Origin of the sequence: Kocuria sp. CNJ-770, assembly GCF_001942375.1 — a bacterium.
GTDB lineage: Bacteria > Actinomycetota > Actinomycetes > Actinomycetales > Micrococcaceae > Kocuria > Kocuria oceani.
In genome coordinates this window covers 1-20,563 of record NZ_MKJW01000095.1, presented here as the reverse complement: position 1 = coordinate 20,563, position 20,563 = coordinate 1, and the positions used below count along the sequence as shown (strand labels likewise).

Below are 20,563 nucleotides of genomic sequence, written 5' to 3'. Positions count from 1 at the left end.
GTAGGAGGGTGCGCGGCGGTGCCGCTCCCGGGTGGTCAGTGCAGGTCGGCCTCGGCGGTGCGGATCTGCGCGAACTCCTCCTCGGGGGCGTGGCCCACGAGGTGGTGCCGGCTGTAGAACCAGTAGTAGGCGAGGAAGACCACGAACACGAGGGCGGTGATGGAGGCCGCGACCACGTCGACCAGGAAGGTGGCGACCACCGCCACGAGGGCCAGCACCAGGCGATGCCGGTGGTGACCGTGCCGCCCGGGGTGCGGTAGCCGCGCGGGAGGTCGGGTTCGCGCACCCGCAGCACGATGTGGGAGAGGTTGAGCAGCACGTAGGAGACGGTGGCGCCGAACACCGCGATGTTGATGAGCAGCCCGCCGTCGCCGGTCGCGGCCGCGAGCACGAAGCCGATGGTGCCCGGCACGATGAGCGCCACCCAGGGGGTCTTGCGCTTGCCGGTCAGCGAGAGCCAGCGGGGCAGGTAGCCGGCCCGGGAGAGGGCGAACAGCTGCCGGGAGTAGGCGAACATGATGGAGAAGAAGCTCGCCACCAGCCCGGCGAGGCCGGCGTAGTTGACGATGTTCGCCATCACGCTGTCCTGCCCGGCGACCGTGCGGATCGCCTCCGGCAGCGGGTTGTCCGAGGTGCTCATCGCCTCCGCGCCCGCGGCGCCGGGCACCAGGACGAGCATCAGCGCCCCCGAGACCAGCAGGAAGGCCATGGCCACGATGATCCCGCGCGGCATGTCCCGGCGGGGGTCGGCGGTCTCCTCGGCGGCCAGCGGCACGCCCTCGATCGCCAGGAAGAACCAGATGCCGTAGACGAGCGCCGCCATCGCCCCGGCCCAGCCCATGGGCAGGAACGCGCTGGCCCCCACCGCGTCGTCCGGGACGATGTCGAAGAGGTTCGCGGTGTCGAAGTGCGGTACGAGCGCGACGACGGTCACCCCGAGCGCGAGGACCGCGATCACCGTGATGCCGAACATCAGCTTGAGCGCCTCGCCGACCCCGTACATGTGGATGCCCATGAACACGAGGTAGGTGACCAGGTAGACGGGCCAGGAGTTGGTGATCCCGAACAGGCCGAGGGCCTCGATGTAGCCGCCGATGAAGGTCGCGATCGCCGCCGGGGCCACGGCGTACTCGATGAGCACGGCCATTCCGGTGGCGAAGCCGCCCAGCGGGCCGAGGGCGCGGCGGGCGAAGCCGTAGCCGGCGCCCGCCGTGGGCAGCGTGGAGGAGAGCTCGGCGAGGCCGAACACCATGCAGGTGTACATCAGGCCCATGAGCACGAAGGCGATCAGCAGCCCGCCCCACCCGCCCTGGGACAGCCCGATGTTCCAGCCGGAGAAGTCCCCGGAGATGACGTAGGCGATGCCCAGGCCCGCCAGCAGGACCCAGCCCGCCGCCCCGGACCGGAGCTGGCGGTGCTGGAAGTACTCGTCGGTGCGCGTCGGCTGTGCTGGGGAGTCGGGCATGGGACGATCCCTCCGGATTCCGCAAAGGTCTGAAAACAGACATATGGCGTCAGTGCTGACAGTCTGTGGGGTCGACCGGGGGCCGTCAAGACCCTGCGGGCCGCGACCGCCCGCCGCCGGGGGCCGGGCACCGGCCGGCCGGCGCGGCCGTGGCACGATGGGCGCAGGACCGAGCGCGAGGAGGTGCACGACCGTGAGCGACCCCGTCCAGCACCCGCTGATCCGGCCCGTCCGGCAGGGCAACGCCTTCGAGGAGGCCGTCGAGCGGATCCTGGACTCGATCCGCCTCGGCCTGTTCCGCCGGGGCGAGCGGCTCCCGCCGGAGCGGGAGACGGCGGCCCTGCTGGGCATCTCGCGCGCCACGCTGCGGGAGGCCCTGCGCGAGCTCCAGGCGGCGGGCGTGCTCGAGGTGGTGCGCGGCCGGTACGGGGGGACCTTCGTCACCGGGCGGACCGCCCTGCCGGACGAGGACCTCCCCCGCGTGGACCCCGCGGAGGTCGAGGACGTGATCGTCTTCCGCGCCGTGGTGGAGCCCGCGGCGGCCGAGCTCGCCGCCCGGGCCGCGCTGAGCGCTGCGGCACGCAGCCATCTGCGGGCCTGCCTCCGTCAGGTCGAGGAGAGCCCCCCGGAGGACTACCGCCCCGCCGACGCGCGGTTCCACATCGCCGTGGCCGAGCTCGGCGGCTGCCCCAGCCTGGTCCGGGCGGTCGCGGAGGTCCGCTCGCGGGCGAGCGACCTGCTGGACCGCATCCCGGTGCTGCCGGTCAACCTGGAGCACTCCGACCGCCAGCACCGCGAGATGGCGGACGCCGTCCTCACCGGCGACGCGCCCGCCGCCCGGGCCGCGGCCCTAGCCCACCTGGAGGGCACCGCGGCGCTGCTGCGGGGCTTCCTCGGCCACGGAGCCGGGGAAGCCGCCTCGGCCCGGGGCGAGGCCGGGGACCGGGGCGGCGCCGAGGCCGGCACGCGGCCCGAGGACGCGGACGGCGGTCCGGCCGAGGGGCGGGGCGGCGCCGGGGCCTGAGCCGCCTCAGCCGCCGGCGTCGGACATCCCGCCGCCCTGCTCCGTGCCCTCGGCCCGGCGCCGGCGGTAGGCCGTCATGTTGGTGCGGTTGGCGCAGCGCTGGCTGCAGAAGCGCTTGGAGCGGTTGCGGGAGAGGTCCAGGAGCACCCCTTCGCAGTCCTCGGCCTCGCACACCCGCAGCCGGTCGGTCTCGTCCGAGCGGATCACGTCCACCAGGCGAAGGCCGACTCCAGGCGCAGCCGGGTGGCCAGGGGCGCGTGGGACGGAGAGGCGTGCAGGTGCCAGTCCTTGCCGTCGTGCCGCGCGAGCTGCGGGGCGACGTCGTCGGTGCCCAGGACGTCGTTGACCGCCGCCACCATGGCGTCCCGCTCCAGGGCCCAGATGCGGCGCAGGTCGTGCCGCACCCCCAGCACGTCGGACAGCTCCTGCTCGTCGCGGTCGAAGCGCCCGGACCAGCCGTGCTCCGCGAGGAGGACCCGCAGCTGCTCGGTGTCCACCAGTTCCTCCTCCCCGGAGCGGGAGGCGCCGGGGGCGGTGTTGAGCAGCGCCACGTCGAACTCGAGGACGTCCTCGGTGTCATAGGCAAAATGCACTTGACTACTTATCCTTTCCAGGCCTAGCGTGAGTGGCGTAGTGATTTTAGACCATTACGCGACATCGGTCGCGAGAAGGAGCCCCTCATGGCCGGCGGAGTCTACATCCTGGTGCTGCTCGTCCTCCTCGCCACCGTGGGGAGACTGTCCGTGCCGCGGCGGGAGCGCACGGCGCTGCGCACCTGGACGCTGCGGGACGTGTACTACAACGTCCGGCGCGGGCTGGCCGTGCTCGGCGCGCACGGGCCGTCCTACCCCGCCCTGCACGAGGCCGCCCGGCCGGCGGCGCAGCGGCGGAGCTGATCCCGCGGATCGCGCGGCGGGCGGCGAGGGCACGGCACCCCGCAGGGTCGCTCAGCCGTCGAAGTGGGTGCTGGTCGGCCCCTGGGACACGGTGGCGACCAGATCGGCGGCCAGGTCGCGCAGCTTCACGTTGCGGTGGCTGGAGGCGGCCCGGAGGATCTGCACGGCCCGCTCCTGGCTGCAGCGGTTCTGGGCCATCACGATGCCCACGGCCAGGTCGATGGTGGTGCGGGACTCCATCGCAGCCCGCAGGTCGGTCTCGGTGTCGCGGTGGCGGGCCAGGCGCACGGCCAGCGCCAGCGACGCCGACACCGAGGCCACCTGGCGGGTGACGACCTCGATGGTGGCCGCGTCGAAGGTCCCGGGCCGCTCGGCGTAGACGTTCAGCCCGGCGGCCGCCTCTCCCCCGAGCTCCAGGGGCACGCCCAGGGCGGCGCCGATCCCGGCCGCGGCCGCGGCCTTCCCGTAGTCCGGCCAGCGGGTGTCCGCGCTGGTGTCCTCCACGTGCACCACCCGGTGCTCGCGGGCGGCGGCCAGACACGGCCCGTCGCCGTAGTGGTACTGGATCTCGTCCAGGGCCTCGGCCCGCGGGCTGGAGGAGGCCACCGTGGCCGAGCGCCGCGGCCGCAGCAGCGCCACCGCGCACCACACCTCGTCCCCGTCGGTGGACAGGGCCTGGGCCATGGTCGCGGTGAACTCGTCGAGGAACGCGGTGATGTCCTCGGACTCCAGCAGCAGCTCCTGCAACTGTGCCACCGGCACCCCGCTCGGGTCGTGCTCGGTCATGGGGTCCCCTTGTCGTCGGTACGGGTGCCGGATCGGCGGCCGCCCCGGAGGTCCGTGGCGGTCTGGCTCCATCGTGCCAGGAATCCGGGCCGGTGCGGACGGCCGGCGGGTGCGCCCGCGGCGGGGCGCACCCGCCGGCCGGGACCCTGCGCGCGGCGGATCAGACGAAGAGGGCGGTGACCTTGAGGGCGGTCTGGGTGATCCCGTAGAGCAGCGGGACCCCGACGAGGACCCAGCCGAGTGCCAGTCGTGCACGGCTCATGTCATGCCTCCTTCGCGAGGATCTTGGTGTCGGAAGGGGCGGTGTCGGGCTCGTGGTAGCGGGCGTCCACGGGCTTGACCAGGAGGTTGGCGACGAAGCCCACGACGAGCAGTCCGACCATGGTCAGCAGCGCGGGCTGGTAGGCCTGCGCGGTGAGCTCCCCAGGGGTGCCCTGGGCGTCGAGGAACGCGTTCACGATGAGGGGCCCGGCGACGCCGGCGGCGGACCAGGCCGTGAGCAGCCGGCCGTGGATGGCCCCGACCTGGAACGTCCCGAAGAGGTCCCGCAGATAGGCCGGCACCGTGGCGAAGCCGCCGCCGTAGAAGGAGATGATGACGAAGGCCAGCAGCACGAACAGGAGCGTGGAGCTCGACCCGAACAGGGCCAGCACGGTGTAGAGGACCGCCCCCACGCCCAGGTAGATCATGTAGATGCGCTTGCGCCCCAGGACGTCCGAGGTGGTCGACCACACGAAGCGCCCGCCCATGTTGCCGATGGACAGCAGCCCGACGAAGCCGCCGGCCACCCCGGCGGTCACGAGGGACGCGCCGTCCGCCTGGCGGAAGAAGTCCTGGATCATGGGGGCGGCCTGCTCGAGGATGCCGATGCCGGCCGTGACGTTGCAGAACAGCACGATCCACACCAGCCAGAACTGCCGGGTCCGGATCGCGTTGTTCGCGGAGACGTGGTTCTTGGTGACGAGCGCCTTCGTCTCGACCGTGGACGGGTCGAAGCCCTCGGGCTTCCAGCCGTCGGCGGGGACCTTGATGGTGAACGCCCCGAAGAGCATGTAGGCGAGGTAGACGACGGCGAGGGTGAGGAAGAGCTTGCCCACGGCGTCGCCGCTCGCGACCCACCCCTGACCGCCGGACTCCGGGTCGTAGGCGTTGAGCAGCGCCGCGGAGAGCGGGCTGGCGATCAGCGCGCCGCCGCCGAAGCCCATGATCGCCATGCCCGTGGCCAGTCCCGGGCGGTCCGGGAACCACTTGATCAGCGTGGAGACCGGAGAGATGTAGCCGATGCCCAGGCCGATCCCGCCGATCACGCCGTAGCCGAGATAGACCAGCCACAGCTGCTCGGTGAAGATCCCGGCCGCACCCACCAGGAACCCGCCGGACCACAGCAGGGCGGCGGTGAACATCGCCTTGCGGGGCCCGTTGGTGTCCACCCACGTGCCGAAGACGGCCGCGGACAGGCCCAGCATGACGATCGCGATGGAGAAGATGATGCCGATCTCCGTGAGGCTCGCGTCGAAGTGCTCCACCAGTGCGGTCTTGTACACGCTCGTGGCGTAGGCCTGGCCGATGCACAGGTGCACCGCCAGGGCCGCCGGAGGAATGAGCCAGCGGTTGAAGCCGGGGGGTGCCACCGTGTGCTCTCGATCCAGCCAGCCCATGACTCGACTCCTTCTCTGCTGCGGACGTGCCGTGGCGGGGCGGACCCGGGGCGGCCCGGGGGCACGGGTCCGGGCGCACCCGCCACGGCGCACGAGGGTGAATCATGTCACATCAAGGACACGGATGAAAAGCACCCTGTCGACCAGCGGGTCGGCCCACCCGCGTCACCGCCCCCGCAGGGTCCGCCACACGCGTCGCCAGAACGCGGCGAAGCCCCGCTCCGCGACGGTGCGCTCCAGCTGCTCGAGCCGGGCCGACTGCGCGCGGACGAGGTCGAGGAGCTCGCGGGCGAGGGCCTCGGAGCCGTCCAGGCGCGCGTGCAGCCCCTCCGCCTGCGTGCGGAGCTCCTGGCTCAGGTGGAGCGGCAGGCCGATGCCGTTCTCGGCGGTCCACTGCCTGAGGTGCCGTTCGCGCACGAGCAGCTCGTCCCGGCGGCGCAGCTCCGCACCCGGCGCCCCTCCCTGCCGGGCCCGCACGGGACGCAGCGGGCCCTCGACGAGACCCACGGTGAAGGTCTCGAGGAAGCGCAGGCGGAACTCCCAGTCCGCGGCGGCGGACAGGGTCTCGTCGTAGTCGCCGAGCACCCCGTGCACCGCGCGCCGGTACACGAACACCCCGGACTCCGGGCGCTCACCGCCGAGCGTGCCGGTGAGGCTGGGGACGGCGGGCGCCGGCGACGCGGAGTCCGGGCCGCGCCCGGGGACCACCACTCCGTCGTCCGTGGCCAGCGGGTCCTCGAGCCGGGCCACGGCCCGCTGCAGGACCGTGGGGGACCACTCGTCGTGGCCGTCCTGGAGCACCACGAGCTCCGAGTCCCCCGCGCGCAGGCCGCGGTTGGCCGCGGCCCCCGGGGTCAGGCCACGACGGTGGTGCAGAACCGCCGCCCGATCCGCGAGCTCCGCCTGCCGCGCGGTGAGGAGCTCGTCGACATCGGCGGGATCGTCCCCGCCGTCCAGCACGAGCAGCTGCCAGTCGGTGAAGGTCTGCGCCAGGAGGCCGTCGAGGGCGCGGGCCAGCTCCGCGGAGCGTCCGCGGCTCCGGAGCACGACGGCGACCGTGGGACGTGCGGGCGGCACCGCGGGGACGACGTACCGGTGCCGGAGGGCGCGCACCACCGGGGCCCCGACCCCGCGCGGCGCGACGACCGCGGCGGGCGGCGGCTGGGCCCGCCCGCCGCGGAGGGCCTCGGCCACCGCGTCCCACCAGCGCTCGCCCGCGGCGCGCAGGGCCGGCACCGCGTCGGCCAGGGCCGAGCGGACCGCCGCCCGGTGCTCGACGGCCTCCGAGGCCCACTGCTGGACGGCGGCGCGGGTGTCCCACGCCGCGTCACCGGGGGTGAGCAGCGCGGCCAGCGGCACCGCGTGCCCGGCCAGCCCCCACCGGTGCAGCACCGCGTCCATGCGCTGAACGGCATATGTATCCGTGCCCACGGGGAGGACGTCGGCCCCGCCGGCGAGCCCGAGGGCGACCGCGCGGGGGCAGGTCGTCACGAGGTGCTGGGCCGCCCCCACCAGCGCCGCCGCCGCTCCCGGCGCCGACCGGTGCCGCCGGACGTCTCGCGGCAGGTGCGCGGCGACGGCCGCGGCGAAGTCCGCGTCCTCCGCACGGCACGGCAGGACGGCGACCGCGCCCGGCACCCGGTGCACCAGGGCGTCGAGCAGGGCGGCGAGCACCGGGGCGGCCTCCTCCGGGCCGATCGGCCCGGCGGGGCGCTCGAGGGCCGCGACGATCGCGGGCGGCGCCTGGCCCGGTGCCTGATGGGGCGCCTCCTCGTGCGTCCGGCCCGGGACCCGGTCCGGGGCGTGCGCAGCGGCAGGGACGGGAGCAGGGGCGGAGCCCGGTGGGACGGCGGGATCCGGGAGGTCGAGGGTGTCGTCCCGGCCGAGGTGCAGGCCGGGGTGCTCCGGGCAGAGCCGGCGGGCCAGGGCCACGGAGGGCTGGTCCCTCAGCCCCACGAGCGAGGCCGCGGCCAGCAGCTCGCGCAGGACCTCCGCCGGAGCGTCGCGGACGTCGAGGGCCAGGCCGCTGACCACGACCGGCCGGCCGTGCCGCACCGCGGCCCGCGCCGCCTCGAGCCAGCCGGCGAGGAGCTCGCGGTCGGCCGGGTGCTCGGTCCCGATCAGCAGAAGCCCCGCTGTGGCCGGCGGCGCCTCTTCCGCAGGACTCAGCGCGGTGGGGCCCTCCGCCTCCGTCTCCGTGGACGGCCGCGGGACACCAGGCCGCGCGAGCACCGCCTCGATCCCGCGCGCCGCGAGCTGCTGGAGCAGGCGGTCCGGTCCGTCCTCCTGACCGAGGTGCGGCTCCAGGCCGCCGGTGCTGCTCAGGACGTCGATGCGCATGACGGAACAGGCCTTTCCTCCGGCGGCTGGTGCACCACCATTCTCCCAGGCAGCCCCTCGCCGGGACGGCCACGACGGGGTCCGGACACGGACTGTCCCTCGTACGGTGTACGGACTTGCAGGTCCGTACGAATCTGCCTTGTCCGCGTGCGAGCGGGTCCGTCATCGTGGAGGAACCACAGAGCACCGTCTCCGCCGGCAGCGACCACGTCCAGGACCGTCGCCCGGGTCGCTCTCCACCGAATCCCTGTACATGCCTGATCCGGCATACGAAGGAGAGCGGCGGGAGGGCGCTCCGGGTCGTCGACCGCCCGTCGCCGCTCCGGGCCGGACCGGCCCCGGAGACCCCGCGCACCCCGTCGCGGGAGAAGTCGAGGAGTTCCCACCATGTTGACCGCCGCCGTCGTCAGCCCCCAGCCCATGACCCGCATCGCGATGCAGCGGGAGTCCCTGGAGCACCCCGAGCACGGGGTGCGGATCGGCGCCGTGGCGGGGACGGTCCCGGAGTTCCTGGCCCAGAACGCGGCGGAGGCCGCCGTGGTGCTCCTGAGCCTCAACACCCAGGACGGCCGCAGCCTGGTGCAGAACATCACCGACCTCGTCGCGCACGAGCACACCGTGGTGGTCCTCACGCCGCCGGACGAGCTCGTCCGCGTCCGCTCGGCCTTCACGTGCGGGGCTTCGGGCGCGGTGGGCAAGTGCGAGCCGATCAAGGCGGTCTTCCGGACCATGCGGCTGGCCAAGCAGCTGGGCCACTTCGTGAGCGACGGCCTCCAGGCCTCCCTCGCGGAGCTGCCCAGCCGGGCCCCGGCCAAGCTGTCCGCCCGGGAGCGCGAGGTGCTCTCGCTCTACGTGGACGGCCTCCAGGAGCAGGAGGTGGCCACCCGGCTCCGGATCGCGGAGTCCACGGTCGAGGAGCACCTCAAGCGGATCCGGCGCAAGTACGCCCTCGTGGAGCGCCCGGCGCGCACCAAGCTCGAGTTGTACAAGCGGGCCATCGAGGACGGCATCATCCCGCCCGTCCTGCCGCTCGCCTGAGGTCCGCCGCACCGGGACGGACACCGCCGCGGCGGGCCGGAGCCGGGCGGGGCCACCGTGACCGGCCTGTTGCGCGCCGGCCGTTGTGCCTCCCCACGACCCGTTCCTAGACTGGGGCCGGCACCATCGTGCGCGGGTCCGCGTCCTGCACCGGCCCCGCGTCCCCGGCCCGGCCCACGCGCACGTCCAGGGCGGCCCGGACCGGCGTCGTCGGCGGTGGCGTGCGCGCCGCCGATCGCAGAGGTTCGTCCGGGGGCGAGCGCCTCCGCACACAGGAAGCCAGTCCGATGGGGATCGTGGACCGTGGGGAACATGACGACGAGGTCGCGCGGGCGCTCGAGGCGCTGCGGACCCGACTGACCGGCACACTGGTCGAGCCCGACGATCCGCTCTACGACGAGGCGCGGCGGGTCTGGAACGGCATGATCGACGTGCGGCCGCGCGCCGTCGCCCGGGTGGGCTCCGTGGCGGACATCGACCCGGTGCTGGCCACGGCCCAGCACACGGGCCTGCCGCTGGCCGTGCGCGGTGGAGGGCACAACGTGGCCGGGCACGGCACGGTGGAGGGCGGGCTCGTCCTGGACCTGAGCGCGCTGCGCCGGGTGCACGTGGACCCCGGGACCCGGCACGTGACCGTGGAGCCCGGCGCGACCCTCGCCGACGTCGACCGCGCCACCGCCCCGCACGGACTGGCCGTGCCCCTCGGCGTGGTGAGCGCCACCGGCGTCGCCGGCCTGACCGTGGGCGGCGGCGTGGGCTGGCTGACCCGCAGCAACGGTCTCACCCTCGACAACCTCGTCGGCGCCGAGGTGATCACCGGAACCCGGGAGCACCTGCACGTCGACGCGGAGCGCAACCCGGACCTGTTCTGGGGAATCCGCGGCGGGGGCGGGAACTTCGGCGTGCTGACCTCCTTCACCTTCCTCGCCCGGCGGCTGCCGCCGTCCGTGCTCGGCGGGAACCTGTTCTACCGACGGGCCCAGTGGCGGACCGCGCTGCAGGCCTACGCCCGCTGGACCGCGGACCTGCCGGACGAGATGAACAGCATCATCTCGATCCTGCGCCTGCCGCCCGGCTTCGGCATGGGCGACGAGCCGTTCCTCATCGTCGGCTTCGCCTGGATGTCGCCCGACCACGAGGACGGCCTGCGCCTGGTCGAGCGCCTGCGCGCGGACGCGCCGCCCGACGAGGAGGAGGTCGGCCCGGTGCAGTGGCCCGAGTGGCAGTCGGCCATGGACGAGCTCTTCCCCCGGGACGCACGCGGCTACTGGAAGAACGCCTCCTTCTCCCGCCTCGACGACGAGGTGATCGACGCCCTGCTCGGCTTCGCCACCGAGGTCACCTGGTTCGGCACCGGCATCGACATCCACCACATGGAGGGCTTCTTCGGCCGGGTGCCCGCCGGGGCGACGGCCTTCCCCAACCGGTCGTCGCGGTACTGGCTCAACGTCTACGGCTACTGGCAGGACCCGTCCGAGGACGCCCGCCTGACCGCCTTCGCCCGGAGGGCCCACGCCGCCATGGCGCCGTTCGCCGAGCTCGGCCAGTACGTGAACTTCCTCGGCGCCGAGCAGGGCCCCGTCACCCCCGAGGCGGCCCGGCTGGCCTACGGGGAACGGACGCACCGGCGGCTCGTGGAGCTGAAGGATCGCTACGACCCGGGCAACATCTTCCGGCTCAACCACAACATCGTGCCGAGCGCCGCCTGACGAGCCCGGCGGAGGAGGGCAGACCCGTGGGACAGCACGTTCGCGCCGGAGAGCTCGAGATCTGGACGGAGCAGGTGGGCAGCGGACCCGACGTCCTGCTGATCGGAGGGCTGGGCGACACCGTCGAGTCCTGGCAGTTCCAGTTGGACGGGCTGGCCGACCGGTACCGGCTCACCGCCTTCGACAACCGCGGGGCGGGACGCACCGCCATGCCCGGCGGCCCCGTGTCGGTGGCGGCCATGGCCGACGACGCCGCCGGGGTGCTCCGGGCCCTCGGCGTCCCCGCCGCCCACGTGGCGGGCTTCTCCGGGGGCAGCATCATCGCGCAGGAGCTGGCGCTGCGCCACCCGGAGCTGGTCCGGAGCCTCGTGCTGCAGAGCACCTGGTCGGTCCCGGACCCCTACCTCCGGTCCTGGGGTCGCTTCGTCCGCTGGCTGGTCGGGGCCGCCCCCGGGGAGCGCGAGTTCCTGGAGTGGTTCTTCCTGTTCATCTACACGCCGCGGGCGCACAACGACGGCACCGTGAGCCGGTTCATCGACGAGGTGCTCGCCTTCCCGTACCCGCAGCCGGCGGAGAACGTGCAGCGCCACCTGGATGCGTTCCTCCGCCACGAGACCACCGACCGTCTGCCCCGGATCGCGGTCCCGACATACGTCCTGGCCGGTGGTCTGGACGTCACGGCCCGGCCCGAGCTCTGCCGAGCCGTCGCGGACCTCATCCCCGGCGCCCGGTTCCAGGTGCTCGAGGAGGAGTCCCACCAGCCCTTCCAGGAGGCCCCGGAGCAGTGGAACGCGCTGGTCGACGCCTTCTGGCGGGAACTCGACGCGCCGGACGCCCCGGACCCCGGCTGAGGACGCGGCTCAGGCGGCCCCGAGCAGCCGCAGCACGGCCGCCGCGGCCGCGCCCAGGACGACGACCAGCAGGAACGGCGCCCGCAGCATCAGGGCGACCCCCGCGACCAGCAGGGCCCCGAGCCGGGCGTCGAGCACCAGCGCCTGGCCGGAGCCGAAGGCGTTCATCACCACGAGGGCGGCGAGCAGGCCCACCGTGACGGTGCCCGCCATCCGTCCCACCCGGGGGTCGTCCAGCACCCGGTCCGGCACGAGGTAGCCCACGAGCTTGAGCCCGTAGGCCAGCGCGCACGCCGCGAGGACCCAGAACCACATGCTCATGCCCCGGCCTCCGTCCGGCCGGGCGCGGCCGCGCCGGCCCCCCGGCGGCGGGAGCCGCCGAGGAGCGCGGCGACCACCGCGGCCACCAGGATCGGCAGCCCCGGCGGAAGCACCGGGATGGTCAGCGCCGTGACGAGGGCGCAGACCACCGCGACGGCCACGGGCTCCCGGGCGCTGAGCCGGGGCCACAGCAGCCCGAGGAAGGCCGCCACGGCGGCGCCGTCCAGACCCCAGCGGGCGGGATCGCCGAGGGCGTTGCCGAGCAGGGCGCCGACCACGGTGAACAGGTTCCAGAGCAGGAACACCCCGACCCCCGCGGTCCAGAACCCCCGTCTCTCCTCGACGGGGTGGGTCTGGGAGGACGCCGCCGCGTTCGACTCGTCGATGGTCACCTGCGCGGCGAGCAGCCGGAGCCCGCCGCGGGGGCGGACCAGGGCGTTCATGCTCATGCCGTAGACGGCGTTGCGCACCCCGAGCAGGGTCGCAGCACCCAGCGCGGAGGCCCCGGCCCCGCCGCCGGAGACCACCCCGATGAACGCGAACTGGGACCCGCCCGTGAACATGAGCGCGGACAGCGCCACCGTCTGCCAGAAGCTCAGACCCGCCGCCACGGACAGCGCGCCGAAGGAGATCCCGTACAGCCCGGTGGCCACGGACAGGGACAGCCCGATCCGCACCGCCGGCGAGCTCCGCCAGCCGACGGGGACGGTGTGGCTCACGGGGTGACCCCCGAGGCTCCCGGGGCTCCGGCGCGGTGCGGCGCCCCTGTGCGGCGTCCAGGGCGTCCATCGCCTGGACGAGGGCCAGGTGGGCGAAGGTCTGCGGGAAGTTGCCCGTCATCCGCCGCCGGTCGGGCGACCACTCGGTGGACAGCAGGCCGAGGTCGTTGGCGCGGGAGAGGACCAGGTCCACGAGCTTGCGGGCGCTGTCGGTGCGCCCGGAGCGGGCGTACTGGGCGGCCAGCCACAGGGACGCGCCGAGGTGCGGGTTGTCCTGGCCCGAGAACCCGTCCACGCCGATCACCCCGGCGTAGGCGTCGGGGTCCTTGGGGTCCACGGGCCCCAGGACGTTGCGGTAGCGGTGGATCAGCCCGCACGGGTGCCGCAGCTCCTCCTCGATCCGCCGTACGGTGCCCAGCATCCGTTCGTCGTCGTGGGCCACGAAGCCCACCTGCGGCAGCTGCAGCAGGGAGGCGTCCACGGCCTTCGACCCGTAGTACTGCACGAAGGAGCCGACCTCCGGGTCGTAGCCGCTCGTCCAGATCTCCTCCGCCAGGGCGTCCCGCAGCTGCTCCCACACGGGCGCGTCCCCGGGCAGCCCGTGCAGGCGCACCGCGTCCACGCCGGACTGCAGGGCCGCCCACATGAGCACCCGGGAGTGCGTGTAGTACTGCCGCTCGCCGCGCATCTCCCACAGGCCCTGGTCCTTGACCTCGTAGTTCTCCACCACCGAGCGCAGCATCGCCTGCTGGAGCGGCCAGGAGAGGTGGTCCTCCACCGCCCCGCGCCGGCGCAGCTTCTCGAACACGACCATGACATGGCCCACGGCGTCCGTCTGGTGCTGGCCCGCCGCGCCGTTGCCCTCGCGGACCGGGCGGGAGCGCTCGTAGCCGGGCAGGTCCAGCTGGTGCTCGCGGCCGCGGCGCTCCCCGGCGACCCCGTAGATGTTCTGCAGGTCGTGGGGGTCCCCGGCCACGGCCCGCAGCAGCCAGTTGCGCAGCTGCACGGCCTCCCGGTCGTGGTCGTGGTCGAGCATGATCTCCAGGGCCATCGCCGCGTCCCGCAGCCAGGAGAAGCGGTGGTCCCAGTTGCGCTCGCCGCCCACCACGTCCGGCAGCGAGGTGGTGGGCGCGGCCACCAGCCCACCCGTCTCCTGGTGCATCAGGGCCCGCACCACGAGCAGCGAGCGCCGGACCACGTCCGAGCGCCGGGCCACGGCGTGGCCGCGGACCGGGACGATGTGCACCGGCTCGTCCTGCTCGGCGGCGGGCGGGGTGTAGAGCCCCGACCAGTCCTGCCACAGCTCCACGGTGCGGGTGAGCTGCTCGTTGACGTCCACCGGCGCCGGCGGGGTGCGGTGGGACGGGAAGTGGGTCAGGACGAAGTCCCGGGCCTGGCCGGCGGAGACCGTGAAGGTCCCGCGGTGGCGGCGCACGTCGTCGTCGGAGGACTCGGGCAGGGGCTCGCCGCGCAGCACGAGCGCGTCCGGCCCGGCCATGGCCACGAGCATGGGCGGGGCGGGGTCCCCGCCCTCGGGGTCCTCCTCCCCCTCGAAGCGGCTGACCCAGGGCACCACGGCGCCGTAGCCGAAGCGGACCCGCAGCTCCTGGTACATCTCGACCTCCCCGGTGAGGCCCTCCACGCGGCGGATGAGATCCGTGCGGGAGGTCAGCGGGAGGAAGTCGGTGACGCGCACGGAACCGGAGTCCGTCACCCACACGGTCTGCAGCACGAAGGTGTTCTCCACGTAGAACCGCTCCGCGACCTGGGCCCCGCTCTCCTCCTCGTCGAGCACCTCCCCGCCGGCCTCGTCGGCGACCGTGCAGGAGGGGGCGAGCAGCCAGCGCCCGTGATCGGCCTCGCCCAGCAGGGCCCCGAAGAACGAGGGGGAGTCGAAGCGCGGGGCGCACAGCCAGTCGACCGAGCCGGTGCGGGAGACGAGCGGACCCGTGCGCATGTTCGAGAGCAGGGCGTAGTCCTCGATCAGTGAAGCCATGCCTCAAGATTGGCACATCGCCGCGGTGCTCCCGGCCCATCCCTTGAACCATACCCCCAAGGGGTATACAGTGTCGGCAGGACGACCGAGGAGGACCCATGACCCAGACCCTGCCGCCGCACGGGTACACCCAGGACAAGGACGCGTACCTCAAGCGCCTGCGGCGCATCGAGGGCCAGGTCCGCGGCATCCACCGGATGGTCGAGGAGGACAAGTACTGCATCGACGTCCTCACCCAGATCTCCGCGATCCAGTCGGCGCTCAAGGCCGTGAGCCTCGGCCTGCTGGACGAGCACCTCAGCCACTGCGTCGTGGGCGCCGTCGAGGCCGCCCAGGAGTCCGGGGACGTCGCCAGCGTGGACGACAAGCTCCAGGAGGCGTCCGCGGCCATCGCGCGCCTGCTCAAGAGCTGACCCGCCCCGCGCGCGCTCCCCGACCCGCACCCACCGAAACCCCAGAGGAGACCACCGTGCAGACCACCGCGCAGACCACCGTCAACGTGTCCGGAATGACCTGCGGGCACTGCGTCATGTCCGTCACCGAGGAGCTGACCGAGCTGGACGGCGTCCAGTCCGTCGACGTCGACCTGGTCGCCGGGGGCGTGTCCCCCGTCGTCGTCACCGCCTCCCGCGAGCTGACGTCCGAGGAGATCGCCGCCGCCGTCGAGGAAGCGGGGTACTCGGTTGCCTGAGACCCGCACGCGCGCGGCGGTGCCCGGCCGGGCGGCCGGGCCCCTGCGCACCCTCGAGCTGGAGATCACCGGCATGACGTGCTCCTCGTGCGTGAGCCGGGTCGAGAAGAAGCTCGGCAGGCTCGACGGCGTGGACGCCTCCGTGAACCTCGCCCTGGAGACCGCCACGGTCCACGCCCCGGAGGGCGTGACCGACGAGCAGATCCTCGGGACGGTCGAGAACGCCGGCTACGGGGCCGTCATCAGGACGGCGCCCCACCGAGGGCCCGACGACGACGGGAGCGGCGGCGGGTCCGTCTCCGCGATGGAGCGGGTCTCCGGCCGGGAGGCCTCCTCGCTGCGCTCCCCCGACTCCCTGCGCCGGCGTCTGGTCGTGGCCGGCGCCCTCTCCGTGCCGGTGCTCGTGATCTCGATGCTGCCCGGCTTCCAGTTCCCGCACTGGGGCTGGCTGGCCGCGCTGCTGAGCCTGCCGGTGGTGACCTGGGCCGCATGGCCGTTCCACCGCTCGGCCGCCCTCAACGCCCGGCACCTCACCTCCACCATGGACACCCTCGTGTCCCTGGGCGTGTCCGCCGCGTACCTGTTCTCGCTGTGGAACCTGCTGCGCGACCCGGCCATGACGGCCGGGGCGATGCTCGGCCACACCATGGACATGAGCGGGCACCAGCTGTACTTCGAGACCGGCGCCCTCGTGACCGCCTTCCTCCTGCTGGGCCGCTACCTCGAGGCCCGGGCGAAGGCCCGCTCCGGGGAGGCGCTGCGCGCGCTGCTCGAACTGGGCGCCAAGGACGCCGTCGTCCTGCGGGACGGCGTCGAGACGAGCGTGCCGGCCGAGCAGCTGCGGCCCGGGGACCGGATCGTGGTGCGCCCCGGGGAGAAGATCGCCACCGACGGCGTGGTCCTCGAGGGCCGCTCCGCCGTGGACACCTCCCTGCTCACCGGCGAGTCCCTGCCGGTCGAGGTGGGCGTCGGCGACACCGTGACCGGGGCGACGATCAACACGAACGGCCGGCTGCTGGTCGAGGCGACCCGCGTGGGCGCCGACACGACCCTGGCCCAGATGGGCCGTGCGGTCGCCCGGGCACAGACGAGCAAGGCGCCCGTGGCCCGGCTCGCCGACCGGATCTCCGGGGTCTTCGTCCCGGTCGTGCTCGTGCTCGCCCTGCTCACGCTGGTGGGCTGGCTGGTGCTCACCGGCGACGTCGACGCCGCGTTCGTGGCGGCGGTCTCCGTCCTCGTCATCGCCTGCCCGTGCGCCCTCGGCCTGGCCACGCCCACGGCCCTGCTCACCGGCACCGGCCGCGGCGCGCAGCTGGGGATCCTCATCAAGGGCGCCGAGGTGCTCGAGGACACCCGCACCGTGGACACCGTGGTGCTGGACAAGACCGGCACGGTGACCAGCGGCCGGCTCTCCGTGGCCGCGGTGACCCCCGTGGGCGCCTACTCCCGGGACCAGGTGCTCGACCTCGCCGCCTCGGTGGAGCAGCACTCCGAGCACCCGATCGCCCGGGCCGTGGCCGAGGCCACCCCGCACCGGTTCCCGCTCTCCGGCTTCGTCTCGGCCCCCGGCGGCGGCGTCCGCGCGCACGTGGCCGACGGGATGCACTCCCGCTCGGTGGTGGTCGGGCGCACCACCTGGCTCGCCGAGAACGGCGTGCGCCTCGACACCGCCCAGCTGGACGCGCTGCGGCGCGCCCAGGAGGGCGGGTTCACCACGATCCTCGTGGCCGTCGACGGGGCCCTGGCCGGATTCGTGGACCTGCGCGACACCGTGAAGGACGACGCCAGGCAGGCGATCGCGCGGCTCCAGGGCCTGGGGCTGCGGCCCCTGCTCCTGACCGGCGACAACGAGCCGGTGGCCCGCGCGGTCGCGGCCGAGGCCGGCATCCCCGCCGGGGACGTCGTCGCGGACGTCAGCCCGGAGGGCAAGGTCGCGGTGGTCCGCGACCTGCAGGACGAGGGGCGTGTGGTCGCCATGGTGGGCGACGGCGTCAACGACGCCGCCGCGCTGGCCCAGGCCGACCTCGGGATCGCGATGGGCTCCGGCACGGACGCGGCCATCGAGGCCGCGGACATCACCATCGTGCGCAGCGACGTGGGGTCGGTGCCCACCGCCATCGCGCTGTCCCGCCGGACCCTGTCGATCATCAAGTCCAACCTGTTCTGGGCCTTCGCCTACAACACGGTGGCCATCCCGGTGGCGGCCGCCGGACTGCTCAACCCGGTGATCGCGGGCGCCGCCATGGCCTTCAGCTCCGTGTTCGTGGTGCTGAACTCCCTGCGGCTGCGCGGCTTCGGCCGCTGAGCCGGGCACGGGCCCGAACACGCGGACGCCCCGGGAGGACATCGGTCCTCCCGGGGCGTCGCCGTGTGCGCACTCCGCGGGTCAGGCGTCGCTGCTGCCCGGGGTGGCCACGCTGTCCTCGTCCTCCTCGAGGACCGGCAGGTCGCTCTTCTGCCCCTCCTGGGGAGCGTTCGAGTAGCTGCCCTCCGGATCGGCGTCCGGGGTGTCCGCCATCCGCTGCTCGACCTTCTGCTCGAACTCCTCGTCGCCCTCGGTGGGCGGCTCCGGCTGCTGGCTCATGCTGCTTCCCGTCTCTGCGTCTGGAGCGGGGGCGCGGGTCGGCCCGGCTGCTCAGGTGGTGCCCAATCTACTGAGCGGGCGGACGGCGGCCAAGGCCCCGGAGCGGGGGCCCGAGGCCGGCCGCCGGGGCTCAGGGGCGGGGGGCTCCGTCGTCGCCGCCCGTGCGCTCGCCCGTGCCGCCGGCCGTGTCCCCGCCGGTGTCCGGGGCCGGGTCCTCGGCGGGGCGCCGGCCGAGCAGGTCCTCGCCGCGGGTGTCGGGACGGACGCGCTGGCCGAACTCGGCCTCGCCGGGCGGCTGTGCGGCGGCCTCGCGGCGGGCGCGCGCCTCGGCGTAGAGCTTGGCCGAGGAGCGGTTGACGCCGGTGCCCTCCCCGAGATGGGGGTCGTTGGGCTTCTCGACGATCATGAGCGTGGCGCTGACCACCAGGGCCACGATGAACACGATGCCGGCCGCGGTGAAGGCCAGGTCCAGCCGCAGCTGGTTCTCGGTCCCGCCGCTGGCGAGGACCGCGACGCCGCCGAAGGTCACGGCCGCGAGCACGGCGGACAGGATCAGGGGGCCCTTGACGTCGGCCCGGAAGCCGCCTCGCGAGCCCTTGCGCTGTGCCACTCGTCCTCCTCGTGAACCGGTGTCGTCGGCAGGTCGGGGCCTGCTGTGCGGTTGACCAGTCTACGCCGTTCCGGCGGGGGCCCGGCCCTGCCGGTCCTCGTGCCGCAGGCTCAGCGCGGCGAGCAGGTGGGTGACGCCGATGACCACCGCGGCGGCGCCCACCACGCCGAAGAGGGCCTTGGCGCCGAGATCGGCCACCAGCACGAGGCCCGTGGCGGCGAGGACCGTGACGAGCCCGGCGATGGTCCAGTCCCGGCCCAGCGGGAAGGTGGTGCGGGACGACAGCCCGAGCGCGAGCTCGGTGAGCCCGGCGACACCCATGACGAGCCCGGCGTAGAGCACGAGGCCGCCGGGGCTGTCCGCGCCGAGGACCGTGAGCACCCCGCCCACGGCGTAGAGCAGGCCGTAGGACTGCGGGCCCTGCCGGCTGCGGCCCAGGTCCACGTGCTCGTTGCCGTTGAGCCGCAGCTGCAGCAGGATGCTCGCCGCGCCCGTCAGCAGGAGGTAGAGGCCCACGCCCCAGACCACCACGCCCATCGACGGCTCCTGCCAGAAGATGGTCACGGCGGCGAAGCACAGGGCCACGAGCGCGCGCAGCAGCGTGGGCGCGAACAGGTCGCGGTGGATGCCGGTGCTCGGTTCGGGGTTCACGGTGAGGCCTTTCGGGGACGGCGCGGCGGGCAGGGCCCCGGTGCGGCGGCCGGGCGGGGCGGCCCGGGCGGGGCCCGCGGGCCACGGCACAGTCTAGCGAGCGGCCCCGGCTGCCCGTCCGGGCGCCGGTCCGGGCGCCGTGAGCACCCGGGCCAGCACCGCGAGGGCGTCCGGCAGGGCGTCGCCCTCCGGGGCGGCGCCGGTGGCGCCGAAGCCCACCACGACGCCGCGGCGCCCACCGCGCGCGCCCTCCGCCCAGTAGGAGCCCAGCGCGGCGACCCGCACGCCCGCCGCCGCGGCGCGGGCCACGACGTCCTGCTCCTCGAAGGCCACCTCCCCGGTGAACTCCAGGACCGCGTGCAGCCCGCCGTCCATGGGCACGGCCCGCACCCCGCGGACCCCGGCGAGCGCCGCGCCGAGCAGGTCCCGCCGGCGCCGGTACTCCCGCCGCATCCGGGCGGTGTGCCGGCGCAGCCCGCCGTCGGCGAGGAAGCGGGCCATCGCGTCCTGGGCCACCGCCGAGGCGGGGTTGCCGAGGTCGGTGCGCAGCCGCAGCAGCTCCTCCCGCAGGGCCGGCGGGGCGACCAGGTAGCCGACCCCCAGCCCCGGCGCGAGGACCTTGGTGAAGGAGCCGAGCGTGGCCACGTGCCCGCCGCTCCCGAGCCGCCGGCCCGGGGCGGGCGGGCGCGCCGCGGCGCCGGGCCCGTGGTCGAGGGCGGACAGCGCGGGGAGCGGCTCGCCGACGTAGCGCAGCTCCGAGTCGTAGTCGTCCTCCACGATCAGGGCGTCGTGGGCGCGGGCCCAGTCGAGCAGCTCGAGGCGGCGGGCCGCGGGCATCGAGGCCCCGAGGGGGTACTGGTGGCTGGGGGTCACCACCACGGCGTCGGGGGCCCGGTCGATCTCCCAGTCCCCCGACCACGCCCCCGACCACGCGCCGGACGGCAGCCGGGCGGGGTCGAGGCCGTGGTCGTCGATCGGCACGGGCAGCACCCGGTGGCCGAGCCGTTCCGGCACCCGGCGCAGGGAGGGGTATCCGGGGTCCTCCACGGCCACGCGCAGCGGGCGGCCGGCGAGGCCGCCCAGGGCGGCCAGCAGCAGCTGCAGCCCGTCCCGCGCCCCGGCCGTGACGAAGAGGTCCTGCGGGTCCCGGACCACGCCGCGCATCAGCCGCAGGTGCTCGGCGATCTGCTCGCGCAGCGCCTCGCCCTCGGCCGGGGCGCGGCC

General features: G+C 74.5%; 19 protein-coding genes and 2 pseudogenes. 8 read left to right on the top strand and 13 right to left on the bottom strand.

Annotation, left to right across the window (positions count from 1 at the left end; translation table 11 throughout):
* Positions 1-35 precede the first annotated feature (35 nt).
* Positions 36-1,465, bottom strand: a pseudogene (eat, locus tag BJF77_RS09950) (ethanolamine permease).
* Between the two features lie 193 nt (positions 1,466-1,658).
* Between eat and BJF77_RS09945 the strand changes: the two are divergent.
* Entirely contained in the window at positions 1,659-2,489 is an 831-nt protein-coding gene (locus BJF77_RS09945) for a FadR/GntR family transcriptional regulator (RefSeq protein WP_255396213.1), read from the top strand.
* Between the two features lie 6 nt (positions 2,490-2,495).
* Here the strand turns inward: BJF77_RS09945 and BJF77_RS22635 are convergent, their stop codons facing one another.
* A complete protein-coding gene (locus BJF77_RS22635) occupies positions 2,496-2,696 on the bottom strand; it encodes a CGNR zinc finger domain-containing protein (RefSeq protein ID WP_369821389.1) in 201 nt (66 codons plus the stop codon).
* On the bottom strand, positions 2,693-3,082 hold the full coding sequence (locus BJF77_RS09940) for an ABATE domain-containing protein (RefSeq protein ID WP_369821388.1): 390 nt from the start codon (positions 3,080-3,082) through the stop codon (positions 2,693-2,695). Before BJF77_RS09940 ends, BJF77_RS22635 begins: the two co-directional genes overlap by 4 nt.
* 87 nt (positions 3,083-3,169) lie before the next feature.
* On the opposite strand from BJF77_RS09940, the gene BJF77_RS09935 reads away from it, so the two are divergent.
* Positions 3,170-3,385, top strand: coding sequence for a hypothetical protein (locus BJF77_RS09935; RefSeq protein ID WP_047805318.1), 216 nt, complete (start codon positions 3,170-3,172; stop codon positions 3,383-3,385).
* Positions 3,386-3,436: 51 nt separating this feature from the next.
* On the opposite strand, the gene BJF77_RS09930 is transcribed toward BJF77_RS09935, so the two are convergent.
* The 3 genes from BJF77_RS09930 to BJF77_RS09920 all read right to left on the bottom strand — a co-directional run bounded on the left by BJF77_RS09930 (position 3,437) and on the right by BJF77_RS09920 (position 8,169).
* The gene (locus tag BJF77_RS09930) at positions 3,437-4,171 is read right to left on the bottom strand and encodes a GAF and ANTAR domain-containing protein (RefSeq protein ID WP_075872052.1); all 735 of its coding nucleotides are present in this window, start codon (positions 4,169-4,171) and stop codon (positions 3,437-3,439) included.
* 263 nt (positions 4,172-4,434) lie between these two features.
* Complete coding sequence (locus tag BJF77_RS09925; RefSeq protein WP_047805316.1) at positions 4,435-5,829, bottom strand: OFA family MFS transporter; 1,395 nt, start codon at positions 5,827-5,829, stop codon at positions 4,435-4,437.
* A 165-nt stretch (positions 5,830-5,994) separates the two neighbouring features.
* Positions 5,995-8,169: a glycosyltransferase family A protein gene (locus BJF77_RS09920; RefSeq protein WP_075872051.1), complete on the bottom strand. Its 2,175-nt coding sequence runs from the start codon at positions 8,167-8,169 to the stop codon at positions 5,995-5,997.
* 387 nt (positions 8,170-8,556) lie between these two features.
* On the opposite strand from BJF77_RS09920, the gene BJF77_RS22335 reads away from it, so the two are divergent.
* From BJF77_RS22335 to BJF77_RS09905, 3 genes are all read left to right on the top strand, one after another.
* On the top strand, positions 8,557-9,207 hold the full coding sequence (locus BJF77_RS22335) for a LuxR C-terminal-related transcriptional regulator (RefSeq protein ID WP_075872050.1): 651 nt from the start codon (positions 8,557-8,559) through the stop codon (positions 9,205-9,207).
* 287 nt (positions 9,208-9,494) lie between these two features.
* A complete protein-coding gene (locus tag BJF77_RS09910; RefSeq protein ID WP_075872049.1) occupies positions 9,495-10,916 on the top strand; it encodes an FAD-binding oxidoreductase in 1,422 nt (473 codons plus the stop codon).
* Between the two features lie 26 nt (positions 10,917-10,942).
* The gene (locus BJF77_RS09905) at positions 10,943-11,767 is read left to right on the top strand and encodes an alpha/beta fold hydrolase (protein WP_075872048.1); all 825 of its coding nucleotides are present in this window, start codon (positions 10,943-10,945) and stop codon (positions 11,765-11,767) included.
* Between the two features lie 9 nt (positions 11,768-11,776).
* Here BJF77_RS09905 and BJF77_RS09900 read toward each other — a convergent pair whose 3' ends face one another.
* From BJF77_RS09900 to BJF77_RS09890, 3 genes and pseudogenes are all read right to left on the bottom strand, one after another.
* Positions 11,777-12,082: an AzlD domain-containing protein gene (locus BJF77_RS09900; RefSeq protein ID WP_255396216.1), complete on the bottom strand. Its 306-nt coding sequence runs from the start codon at positions 12,080-12,082 to the stop codon at positions 11,777-11,779.
* A gap of 2 nt (positions 12,083-12,084) precedes the next feature.
* A complete protein-coding gene (locus tag BJF77_RS09895) occupies positions 12,085-12,807 on the bottom strand; it encodes an AzlC family ABC transporter permease (RefSeq protein ID WP_075872063.1) in 723 nt (240 codons plus the stop codon).
* A gap of 79 nt (positions 12,808-12,886) precedes the next feature.
* Positions 12,887-14,803, bottom strand: a pseudogene (locus BJF77_RS09890) (glycoside hydrolase family 15 protein); the annotation flags it as partial.
* A gap of 98 nt (positions 14,804-14,901) precedes the next feature.
* On the opposite strand from BJF77_RS09890, the gene BJF77_RS09885 reads away from it, so the two are divergent.
* The 3 genes from BJF77_RS09885 (at position 14,902) to BJF77_RS09875 (ending at position 17,799) form a co-directional block, all read left to right on the top strand.
* Positions 14,902-15,216: a metal-sensitive transcriptional regulator gene (locus tag BJF77_RS09885; protein WP_047805310.1), complete on the top strand. Its 315-nt coding sequence runs from the start codon at positions 14,902-14,904 to the stop codon at positions 15,214-15,216.
* Between the two features lie 95 nt (positions 15,217-15,311).
* Positions 15,312-15,494 (top strand): cation transporter, encoded by a 183-nt coding sequence (locus tag BJF77_RS19480; protein WP_047805333.1) that lies wholly within the window; start codon positions 15,312-15,314, stop codon positions 15,492-15,494.
* A gap of 73 nt (positions 15,495-15,567) precedes the next feature.
* Positions 15,568-17,799, top strand: coding sequence for a cation-translocating P-type ATPase (locus BJF77_RS09875; protein WP_255396215.1), 2,232 nt, complete (start codon positions 15,568-15,570; stop codon positions 17,797-17,799).
* An 81-nt stretch (positions 17,800-17,880) separates the two neighbouring features.
* On the opposite strand, the gene BJF77_RS09870 is transcribed toward BJF77_RS09875, so the two are convergent.
* The 4 genes from BJF77_RS09870 to BJF77_RS09855 form a co-directional block, all read right to left on the bottom strand.
* Positions 17,881-18,078 carry a hypothetical protein gene (locus BJF77_RS09870; RefSeq protein WP_047805308.1) on the bottom strand — a complete coding sequence of 66 codons (198 nt, stop codon included), beginning with the start codon at positions 18,076-18,078 and terminating at the stop codon, positions 17,881-17,883.
* Between the two features lie 130 nt (positions 18,079-18,208).
* The gene (locus tag BJF77_RS09865; RefSeq protein ID WP_075872046.1) at positions 18,209-18,688 is read right to left on the bottom strand and encodes a hypothetical protein; all 480 of its coding nucleotides are present in this window, start codon (positions 18,686-18,688) and stop codon (positions 18,209-18,211) included.
* Positions 18,689-18,748: 60 nt separating this feature from the next.
* Complete coding sequence (locus BJF77_RS09860) at positions 18,749-19,339, bottom strand: DUF308 domain-containing protein (RefSeq protein ID WP_082157618.1); 591 nt, start codon at positions 19,337-19,339, stop codon at positions 18,749-18,751.
* Between the two features lie 93 nt (positions 19,340-19,432).
* A partial coding sequence (locus BJF77_RS09855) for a PLP-dependent aminotransferase family protein (protein WP_139318515.1) occupies positions 19,433-20,563 on the bottom strand: 1,131 nt, incomplete at its 5' end.